This window comes from Burkholderia sp. Bp9090, from assembly GCF_003857985.1.
Taxonomy (GTDB): Bacteria; Pseudomonadota; Gammaproteobacteria; order Burkholderiales; family Burkholderiaceae; genus Burkholderia.
In genome coordinates, this window is sequence record NZ_QTPV01000022.1 from 104,805 (window position 1) to 114,444 (window position 9,640).

Here is a 9,640-nt window from a genome sequence, read left to right on the forward strand (position 1 = left end):
GCGCGCGCCACGGACGACAACTGCGCCCTTGCGCGAGTAAAGAATCAGGTATTTAAAGGAAAAGCGATGAGTACTGCTGCTTTGGTAGAAGGCAAGATCGTACAGTGCATCGGCGCCGTTATCGACGTGGAATTCCCGCGCGACAGCATGCCGAAGATCTACGACGCGCTCATTCTCGATGGCTCGGAACTGACGCTCGAAGTCCAGCAGCAGCTGGGCGACGGCGTGGTCCGTACCATCTGTCTGGGTGCATCCGACGGCCTGCGCCGCGGCCTGACCGTGAAGAACACGAGCAAGCCGATTTCGGTTCCGGTCGGCAAGCCGACCCTCGGTCGTATCATGGACGTGCTCGGCCGTCCGATCGACGAAGCCGGCCCGATCGAAAGCGAAACGACGCGTTCGATCCACCAGAAGGCTCCGGCGTTCGACGAACTGTCGCCGTCGACCGAACTGCTCGAAACGGGTATCAAGGTCATCGACCTGATCTGCCCGTTCGCGAAGGGCGGCAAGGTTGGCCTGTTCGGCGGTGCTGGCGTGGGCAAGACCGTCAACATGATGGAGCTCATCAACAACATCGCGAAGGAACACGGCGGTTACTCCGTGTTCGCGGGCGTGGGCGAGCGTACCCGTGAAGGGAACGACTTCTACCACGAAATGAAGGACTCGAACGTTCTCGACAAGGTCGCGCTGGTGTACGGCCAGATGAACGAGCCGCCGGGCAACCGTCTGCGCGTCGCGCTGACCGGCCTGACGATGGCCGAGCACTTCCGTGACGAAGGCCTCGACGTGCTGTTCTTCGTCGACAACATCTACCGTTTCACGCTGGCCGGTACCGAAGTGTCGGCACTGCTCGGCCGTATGCCGTCGGCAGTGGGCTATCAGCCGACGCTGGCTGAAGAAATGGGCAAGCTGCAAGAGCGCATCACGTCGACCAAGAAGGGCTCGATTACGTCGGTCCAGGCCGTGTACGTCCCTGCGGACGACTTGACCGACCCGTCGCCGGCAACCACCTTCGGCCACCTGGACGCAACCGTCGTTCTGTCGCGTGACATCGCTTCGCTGGGTATCTACCCGGCGGTCGACCCGCTGGACTCGACGTCGCGCCAGATCGACCCGAACGTGATCGGTGAAGAGCACTACTCGATCACCCGTCGCGTTCAGCAGACGCTGCAGCGCTACAAGGAACTGCGCGACATCATCGCGATTCTGGGCATGGACGAACTGTCGCCGGAAGACAAGCTGTCGGTCGCACGTGCGCGTAAGATCCAGCGTTTCCTGTCGCAGCCGTTCCACGTCGCTGAAGTGTTCACGGGCTCGCCGGGCAAGTACGTGCCGCTGAAGGAAACGATCCGTGGCTTCAAGATGATCGTCGACGGCGAGTGCGACCACCTGCCGGAACAGGCGTTCTACATGGTCGGCACGATCGACGAAGCCTTCGAAAAGGCCAAGAAGATCCAGTAACGGCTTGAGTGAGTCGCAAGCCGGCGTGTGCCGGCCGGAGCAATCAGTCAGCGATGACTTTGTTCCGGCTGCTCGCGCCGGCCGCAATACGCTCAACCCGTGGATGAGATTGGAGTCGATATGGCAACCATCAAAGTAGACGTCGTCAGCGCGGAAGAGCAGATCTTCTCGGGCGAGGCGAAATTCGTCGCGCTGCCGGGCGAAACGGGTGAGCTGGGCATTCTGCCGGGCCACACGCCGCTCATCACCCGGATTCGTCCGGGTGCGGTGCGCATCGAAGTCGAGGGCGGCAACGACGAATTCGTGTTCGTCGCAGGCGGCATTCTCGAAGTGCAGCCGGGCGCCGTGACGGTGCTCGCCGATACCGCGATCCGCGGCAAGGACCTCGACGCGGCGAAAGCCGAGGAAGCGCGCAAGCGTGCCGAGGAAACGCTGCAGAACGCGAAGTCGGACCTCGACCTCGCAAAGGCGCAATCCGAGCTCGCGACCGCGATGGCGCAGCTCGAAGCGATCCAGCGTCTGGCGAAGATCCGCAGCCGGCACTGAGCCGCGCGCGCGTATCCCGCGAAAAAAAGCAGCCTTCGGGCTGCTTTTTTTTCGCCCGTCGTTTTCGTCTGTTTTTTTGCGGGCCGGATCGTATCGTCCGGTCGTGCTATTTCATCCGTCCGCCGCGATTTGATGTCAGAGTGTCGTCAGCAGAGCGCGGCATCATCCGGCAGAGGCAGTCCGCCGCGATCGTGGCGGAGCAGGCAGGCGCGCGAGCCGCGCGCCGGGCCGATCAGACAAAAACGGACGGAGACATCGATGGCAGCAGACCTTGGCAAGGGGGCGCTGATCGCGCCCGAAAACGGACTGTCGTACGTGCGCGGCGCGACCGACGTGCCGCTATCCGAAGCGACGATCAGCCGGTTCCTGCTCGACACGGCCGGCCGCTTTCCCGATCGTCCGGCCGTCGTGTTCCGCGAACAGCAGGTGCGCTGGACCTGGCGCGAATTCGCACGCGAGGTCGACGTGCTCGCGGCGGGCCTCGCCGCGCTCGGGATCGTGAAGGGCGACTGCGTCGGCATCTGGTCGCCGAACCGCAGCGAATGGCTGCTCACGCAGTTCGCGACCGCGCGCATCGGCGCGGTGCTCGTCAACATCAACCCGGCCTACCGGCTCGCGGAACTCGAATACGCGCTGAACAAGGTCGGCTGCAAGGCCGTGATCGCGGCCGAGCGCTTCAAGACGTCCGCGTACGTCGAGATGCTGCAGACCATCGCGCCTGAGCTCGCGAGCGCGACGCCGGGCGACCTGCATGCGGCGCGCGTGCCGAGCCTGCGAACGATCGTTTCGATGGGCGAGGCGGCGCCGGCCGGCATGTTCCGCTTCGCGGACGTGATGGCGCGCGGCCGCGACACGCTCGATGTCGCTCGGCTCGACGCGATCGGCGCGACGCTCGTGGCCACCGAGCCGATCAACATCCAGTTCACGAGCGGCACGACCGGCAGCCCGAAGGGCGCGACGCTCACGCACCGCAACGTCGTCAACAACGCACGCTCGATCGCGGCGGCGATGCGCTTCACCGAACAGGATTCGCTCTGCATCCCGGTGCCGTTGTATCACTGCTTCGGGATGGTGCTGGCCGTGCTCGCGTGCGTGTCGAAGGGCGCGGCGATGGTGTTCCCCGGCGAGGCATTCGATCCGGTCGCGACGCTCGCGGCCGTGGCCGACGAACGCTGTACCGCGCTGCACGGCGTGCCGACGATGTTCATCGCGGAACTCGATCATCCGGACTTCGCGAAGTTCGACCTGTCGACGCTGCGCACCGGCATCATGGCCGGCTCGCCGTGCCCGATCGAGACGATGAAGCGCGTCGTGTCGCAGATGCATTTGCGCGAGATCACGATCGCGTACGGGATGACGGAGACGAGCCCCGTGTCGTTCCAGAGTTCGACCGACGATCCGCTCGAGAAGCGCACGACGACGGTCGGGCGCATCCAGCCGCACCTGGAGGTGAAGATCGTCGATCCGAACGGCGAGATCGTGCCGGTCGGCGCGACGGGCGAGCTGTGCACGAAGGGCTATTCGGTGATGCTCGGCTATTGGGACGACGACGCGAAGACGCGCGAGGTGCTGGTCGACGGCTGGATGCATACGGGCGACCTCGCGACGCTCGACGCGGACGGCTACTGCAATATCGTCGGTCGGCTGAAGGACATGGTGATCCGCGGTGGCGAGAACGTGTATCCGCGCGAGATCGAGGAATTCCTGTTCAGGCATCCGAAGATTCAGAGCGCGCAGGTGTTCGGCGTGCCGGATCCGAAATACGGCGAGGAGCTGTGCGCGTGGATCGTGCTGCGCACGGACGAGCAGATGACCGAGGACGACGTGCGCGCGTTCTGCAGCGGCCAGATCGCGCACTACAAGATTCCGCGCTACATCCGCTTCGTCGACGAGCTGCCGATGACGGTGACGGGCAAGGTGCAGAAGTTCGTGATGCGCGACCGGATGATCGAGGAACTGAAGCTGGACGTGCAGAAGACCGCGTGAGAGGCCGGTTGGCCGGCGGCAGGAAAAAACGCGGCGGCCTGCGGGCCGTTGCGTTTTCGATGGACGAAAAAAAGCGGGCTTATTAGCCCGCTAAAAACCACACGCTACGGGGTTAGCGCGAGGAGACCAAAGATGAAACCGGATCCGGCGGGGGGCCGGAAACGACTCCAACAGGGATGCCCCTCGGAAGGGCTTCGGTACGTGACCGACTGGCTCGCAGCGCTTCGCGTCCGCTCACACTTGGCACACGAGACCGCATCCGTGTTGAAACCGTTGAGGCCATTGTGGGCGAATTGCTCACCCCTCGCGGTAACAAAGTGTTTCAGGTTGTAACGCCCGCCAGATAAGGCTTTCCGGGATTTTTTGCTGTTTTCGGGGTCCTGAAAAAGGTCATATTTACCCATCTTTTCCGCAGAGTTTTCAGCGGTTGCACATAATGCGTTTTTCATGCGTATCAGCATCGGTGAATGGCCGATTTACACGCCCGAATGTGCATCGCGCGGCACATATCGCATATGACGATTCATTCGTCAGAAAGATTTTGAAACGTGATCGGCGCGCGCGGTAGTCGGCTATTCGGCCAATTTTCGCGGTTTTACGTCTTCAGCCCCCTGCGCCGTGTGTAACGGGGGGGCGGCGGACGGCCATACTGCCGCCCGCGCCCCGTTCGCCTGCTGCGATAGCGGGGTCGTGTCTGCTATCGGCCGCCGTCGCCGCCCGCGATCGTGCTTACTTCAGCCACTTGTCGGCGATCGCCTGGTATTCGCCGGTCGACAGCGCGAGGTGCAGCCACTGGTCCACATACTGCTGGAACACGACGTCGCCGCGCGGCACCATGTACGCCTTTTCGCCGAACTGGAACGGCTTGTCCGGATGCACCGAGCACAGGCCCGGATTCAGCTTTTGCTGCAGCAGCGTCTCGGATGCGTCCGTCACCATGACGTCCGCCTTGCCCGCGATGATCTGCTTGAAGATCGTCACATTGTCAGGGTAGACGGTCAGGTTCGCGTGCGTGAAGAACTGCTTCGCGAAGCGCTCGTTGGTGCCGCCCGGGTTCACGATCACGCGTGTCTCGGGTCGGTCGATCTGTGCGACGGTCTGGTACTTGTCGGCGTCCGCGCAGCGCACGATCGGCGTCTTGCCGTCGACCACGTACGGCTGCGTGAAGAACACGCGCTTCTGGCGCTCGAGCGTCGTCGATACGCCGCCGACCGCGATATCGCACTTCGCGACGAAGTCGTTGGTGAGGTTCGACCAGCTCGTCTTCACGAAGTCGGCCTTCACGCCGAGCGATTTCGCGAGCGACTCGGCCATGTCGATGTCGATGCCCTCGAAGCGGCTGTCGCTCCGGTAGTACGAATACGGCTTGTAATCGCCCGTCGTGCACACGCGCAGCGTGCCGCGTGCGAGCACGTCGTCGAGCCGCGAGCCGGCCGCGGCCGCGGACGACGGTGCGGTCGTACCCTGCGCGTGCGCGGCGGCGCAGCAAAGCAGGGTGGCGGCGGCGAGTGCGGCGCGCGTGGCAAATGTCTTCATCGGTCTCCTCCGTGGATCGGTTCGATATCAGCGTCCGATCATAACGGAGCCATCGCGCGCGTCATATGGCCGCCATCGCATCGACATACGCAGCCGTGCGGCCCCGCTCCGGTAAAATGCCGCTTTGCCTTCGCATCGTCGCTCCTACCGTGGCCCATACCCTGCTCAACGACACCTTCCTGCGTGCGCTTCTGCGCGAGCCGACCGACTACACGCCGATCTGGCTGATGCGCCAGGCTGGCCGCTACCTGCCCGAGTACAACGCGACGCGCGCGCGCGCCGGCAGCTTCCTCGGCCTTGCGAAGAATCCCGATTACGCGACCGAAGTGACGCTGCAGCCGCTCGAGCGCTTCCCGCTCGACGCCGCGATCCTGTTCTCGGACATCCTGACGATTCCCGACGCGATGGGCCTCGGCCTCGACTTCCAGGTCGGCGAAGGGCCGAAGTTCGCGCATCCGGTGCGCACCGAGGCCGATGTCGCGAAGCTCGCGGTGCCCGACATCGAGGAAACGCTCGGCTACGTGACGGGCGCCGTGCGCGAGATTCGCCGCGCGCTGACCGACGGCCAGGGCCGCCAGCGCGTGCCGCTGATCGGCTTCTCGGGCAGCCCGTGGACGCTCGCGTGCTACATGGTCGAAGGCGGCGGGTCGGACGACTTCCGCACGGTGAAGTCGATGGCGTATTCGCGCCCCGACCTGATGCACCGCATCCTCGACGTGAACGCGCAGGCCGTGGCCGCGTACCTGAACGCGCAGATCGAAGCCGGCGCGCAGGCCGTGATGATCTTCGATACGTGGGGCGGCGCGCTGGCGGACGGCGCATACCAGCGCTTCTCGCTCGACTACATCCGCCGGGTGGTCGCGCAACTGAAGCGCGAGCACGACGGCGAGCGCGTGCCGGTGATCACGTTCACCAAGGGCGGCGGGCTGTGGCTCGAGGAAATCGCGGCGACCGGCGTCGACGCGGTCGGGCTCGACTGGACGGTCAACCTCGGCGCCGCACGCGAGCGTGTCGCGGGGCGCGTTGCGCTGCAGGGCAACCTCGACCCGACGATCCTGTTTGCGCCGCCGGCCGCGGTGCGCGAGCAGGCCCGCGCGGTACTCGACAGCTACGGCAATCATCCCGGCCACGTATTCAACCTCGGCCACGGTATCTCGCAGTTCACGTCGCCCGACCACGTCGCCGAACTCGTCGACGAAGTGCACACGCACAGCCGCAAGATTCGTAGCGGAGCGGCGGGCTGAGCGCAAGCGTTGTCATGCTGCACTGCGGGATGACGGCGTTTCGCTGTCGGCGCTAAACAGGGCGCAACCCCGCCCCGGTTGCCGATCCATCGCTTGTCAAGACTTGACTTATGCACATTTTCCACGTTGCAGCGCGGTAGAGCCCTGCATCGGTCGAATTGTCTCGCTATGGTTGGGTAATTTGAATAGCAGCCTTATGGAATAAGGCTCCGCGGGGCGCGGCACACGGCGGCCGGAAACAGCGGAAAGCACGGCCCCGCGCGCTTTGCGGCGATTGGACGGGGAGTTCTCAACAAAGTTATCCACAGGCTGGTCAGGGTATACGGCGATTCCTAATGCGAATCCAAAACTTAGCGCCGAATCTGAAGTTTTACTTTAAGTCCGTCACCGTGATGCGGACTCGGATGCAAGTCGTCCGTGCGCTGTGCGCCGCCGGAGCGCGGTGATGGACGGCACCTACCTGCGGGTCGCCCTCGACCATCCGCTCGCCACCCTGTTCGACTACCGCTGCGACGTCCAGCCGGCGCCCGAGCCAGGCACCCTGGTGCAGGTGCCGTTCGGCAAGCGGCAGGTCGTCGGCCTCGTCTGCGAAGTGACGACTCACACCGACGTGCCGCCGTCCCGCTTGCGGGCAATCGACGCGATCTGCACCGAGCTGCCGCCGCTGGCGCCGGACTGGCTTGCGCTCGTCTCCTTCGCGGCCGACTACTACCAGCGCGGTCGCGGTGAAGTCGCGCTGCCGGCGTTGCCGCAGGCGCTGCGCGACGCGGAGCGCTGGGGGCGGCTGCTGGCGCCCGAAGTGCGTCACCGGCTGACCGAAGCCGGCCGCGCGGCGCTCCCCGATGCACTGCCCGCGCGCGGGGCCGCGCTGCGGCGGCTCGCGCAGGCACTCGCCGACACCGATTCGCTGACGCTGCCCGATGCGCGCGCATTGCACCCGAAGGCGGCGGCCACGCTCGACGACTGGGCGGCGCGCGGCTGGGTCGCGATCGAGGAAATCGGCTGGGCCGACGCGCCTGTGCCCAAAGCTTTGGATAACCTGTCGACAACCGGTGGACGAACTGTGCCGCCGGCGCTCACCGACCAGCAGGTCGAGGCGCTCGACGCGATCCGCGCCGCGCAGGGCTTCGCGCCGTTCCTGCTGCATGGCGTGACCGGCAGCGGCAAGACCGAGGTGTATCTGCATGCGCTCGCCGCGCTGCTCGATGCGCGGCCCGACGCGCAGGCGCTCGTGCTCGTGCCCGAAATCAACCTGACGCCGCAGTTCGAGGCAGCGTTTCGCGCGCGCTTCGCAGGCACGCTCGCCGACGACGCGATCGTCACGCTGCACAGCGGCCTCGCCGAAGGCGAACGCGCGCGCAACTGGCTCGCCGCGCACACGGGCCGCGCGCGGATCGTGCTCGGCACGCGGCTCGCGGTGCTCGCGTCGCTGCCGACGCTCGCGCTGATCGTCGTCGACGAGGAGCACGAGCCCGCGTACAAGCAGCAGGAAGGGCTGCGCTATTCGGCGCGCGATCTCGCGGTGTGGCGCGCGAAGCATCTCGGCATTCCGGTCGTGCTCGGTTCGGCGACGCCGTCGCTCGAGACCTGGTGGCAGGCCGAGCAGGGGCGCTACACGCGGCTCACGCTGTCGCGCCGCGCGGTGGCCGACGCGACGCTGCCGACCGTGCGGCTGATCGATCTCGAAGAGGAGCGGCGGCGCGGGCGCGCGTCGATGGGCGGGCTGTCGGGCCCGCTCGTCGCGGCGCTGAAGGCGCGGCTCGAGCGCGGCGAGCAGAGCCTCGTGTTCCTGAACCGGCGCGGCTACGCACCGCAGCTTGCGTGCGACGCGTGCGGCTGGGTCGCCGGTTGCCCGCGCTGCAGCGCCTATGTCGTGCTGCACAAACCCGAGCACGCGTTGCGCTGCCATCACTGCGGCTGGGAAGCGCGCATTCCGCGTTCGTGCCCGGAATGCGGGAACGTCGACATCGCGCCGCTCGGGCGCGGCACGCAGCGCATCGAGGAGGCGCTCGCCGAGGCCGTGCCGGGCGCACGGATCCTGCGGATCGACGCGGACAGCACGCGGCGCAAGGGCAGTGCGCAGGCGCTGTTCTCGGATGTGCACGCCGGTGAAGTCGACATCCTGGTCGGCACGCAGATGATCGCGAAGGGGCACGACTTCCAGCGCGTGTCGCTCGTCGGCGTGCTCAATGCCGACACCGCGCTGTTCTCGCACGACTTCCGCGCGAGCGAGCGGCTGTTCGCGCAGCTGATGCAGGTGAGCGGCCGCGCGGGGCGCGCGGGGCTGCCGGGCGAGGTGCTGGTGCAGACGCGTTATCCGCGTCACGCGCTGTATCACGCGCTCGGCCGGCAGGATTACGTCGGCTTCGCGAATTCGACGCTCGGCGAGCGCCGCGACGCGCACCTGCCGCCGTTCGTCTACCAGGCGCTGCTGCGCGCCGAAGGGCGCACGCTCGACGCGGCGCTCGCGTTCCTGCTGCAGGCCGCGGCTGCGTTGCCGGGGCTGCCGGGTGCCGATCGCGTGACCGTGTACGACGCGGTGCCGATGACGATCGTGAAGGTCGCGAACGTCCACCGCGCGCAGTTGCTGCTCGAAAGCGCGTCGCGGGCCGCGCTGCAGCACGCGCTGCGCGCATGGCAGCCGGAACTGCGCGCGCTGAAGGGCGTGCTGCGGTGGAGCGTCGAGGTCGATCCGCTGGATATCTGAGCGGCGCGGCGGCGGTCGTCGTGCCGCGCGCCGCTTCCTCGGTATCGAGCCGTCGACCTGCCGAGCTGCCGAGCTGCCGAGCCGCCGAGCCGCCGAGCCGCCGAGCCGCCGAGCCGCCGAGCCGCCGAGCCGCCGAGCCGCCGAGCCGCCGAGCCGCCGA

The 9,640-nt window shown here is 66.4% G+C and carries 6 protein-coding genes; 5 read left to right on the forward strand and 1 reads right to left on the reverse strand.

Translation table 11 applies throughout. The annotated features are described in order from the left end of the window. The first annotated feature begins 66 nt into the window (after positions 1 to 66). From atpD to DIE16_RS20705, 3 genes are all read left to right on the forward strand, one after another. On the forward strand, positions 67 to 1,461 hold the full coding sequence (gene atpD / locus DIE16_RS20695; protein ID WP_044845237.1) for a F0F1 ATP synthase subunit beta: 1,395 nt from the start codon (positions 67 to 69) through the stop codon (positions 1,459 to 1,461). Between the two features lie 120 nt (positions 1,462 to 1,581). After that, positions 1,582 to 2,007, forward strand: coding sequence for a F0F1 ATP synthase subunit epsilon (locus tag DIE16_RS20700; protein WP_006477288.1), 426 nt, complete (start codon positions 1,582 to 1,584; stop codon positions 2,005 to 2,007). 258 nt (positions 2,008 to 2,265) lie between these two features. Then, a complete protein-coding gene (locus DIE16_RS20705) occupies positions 2,266 to 3,993 on the forward strand; it encodes an AMP-binding protein (protein WP_124893325.1) in 1,728 nt (575 codons plus the stop codon). Between the two features lie 729 nt (positions 3,994 to 4,722). Here DIE16_RS20705 and DIE16_RS20715 read toward each other — a convergent pair. Then, positions 4,723 to 5,529 (reverse strand): transporter substrate-binding domain-containing protein, encoded by an 807-nt coding sequence (locus tag DIE16_RS20715; RefSeq protein ID WP_124486824.1) that lies wholly within the window; start codon positions 5,527 to 5,529, stop codon positions 4,723 to 4,725. A 149-nt stretch (positions 5,530 to 5,678) separates the two neighbouring features. Here DIE16_RS20715 and hemE point away from each other — a divergent pair, with 149 nt between their 5' ends. Together hemE and DIE16_RS20725 are read left to right on the forward strand one after the other, a co-directional pair. After that, entirely contained in the window at positions 5,679 to 6,773 is a 1,095-nt protein-coding gene (hemE, locus tag DIE16_RS20720; protein WP_311766328.1) for a uroporphyrinogen decarboxylase, read from the forward strand. 445 nt (positions 6,774 to 7,218) lie between these two features. After that, positions 7,219 to 9,480 carry a primosomal protein N' gene (locus DIE16_RS20725; RefSeq protein WP_124893326.1) on the forward strand — a complete coding sequence of 754 codons (2,262 nt, stop codon included), beginning with the start codon at positions 7,219 to 7,221 and terminating at the stop codon, positions 9,478 to 9,480. The last annotated feature ends 160 nt before the right edge of the window (positions 9,481 to 9,640 follow it).

Excerpts from the sequence above, each read along its gene's own strand:
- atpD (WP_044845237.1), top strand. The coding sequence starts at position 67 with ATGAGTACTGCTGCTTTGGTAGAAGGCAAGATCGTACAGTGCATCGGC.
- DIE16_RS20700 (WP_006477288.1), top strand. The coding sequence starts at position 1,582 with ATGGCAACCATCAAAGTAGACGTCGTCAGCGCGGAAGAGCAGATCTTC.
- DIE16_RS20705 (WP_124893325.1), top strand. The coding sequence starts at position 2,266 with ATGGCAGCAGACCTTGGCAAGGGGGCGCTGATCGCGCCCGAAAACGGA.
- DIE16_RS20715 (WP_124486824.1), bottom strand. The coding sequence starts at position 5,529 with ATGAAGACATTTGCCACGCGCGCCGCACTCGCCGCCGCCACCCTGCTT.
- DIE16_RS20725 (WP_124893326.1), top strand. The coding sequence starts at position 7,219 with ATGGACGGCACCTACCTGCGGGTCGCCCTCGACCATCCGCTCGCCACC.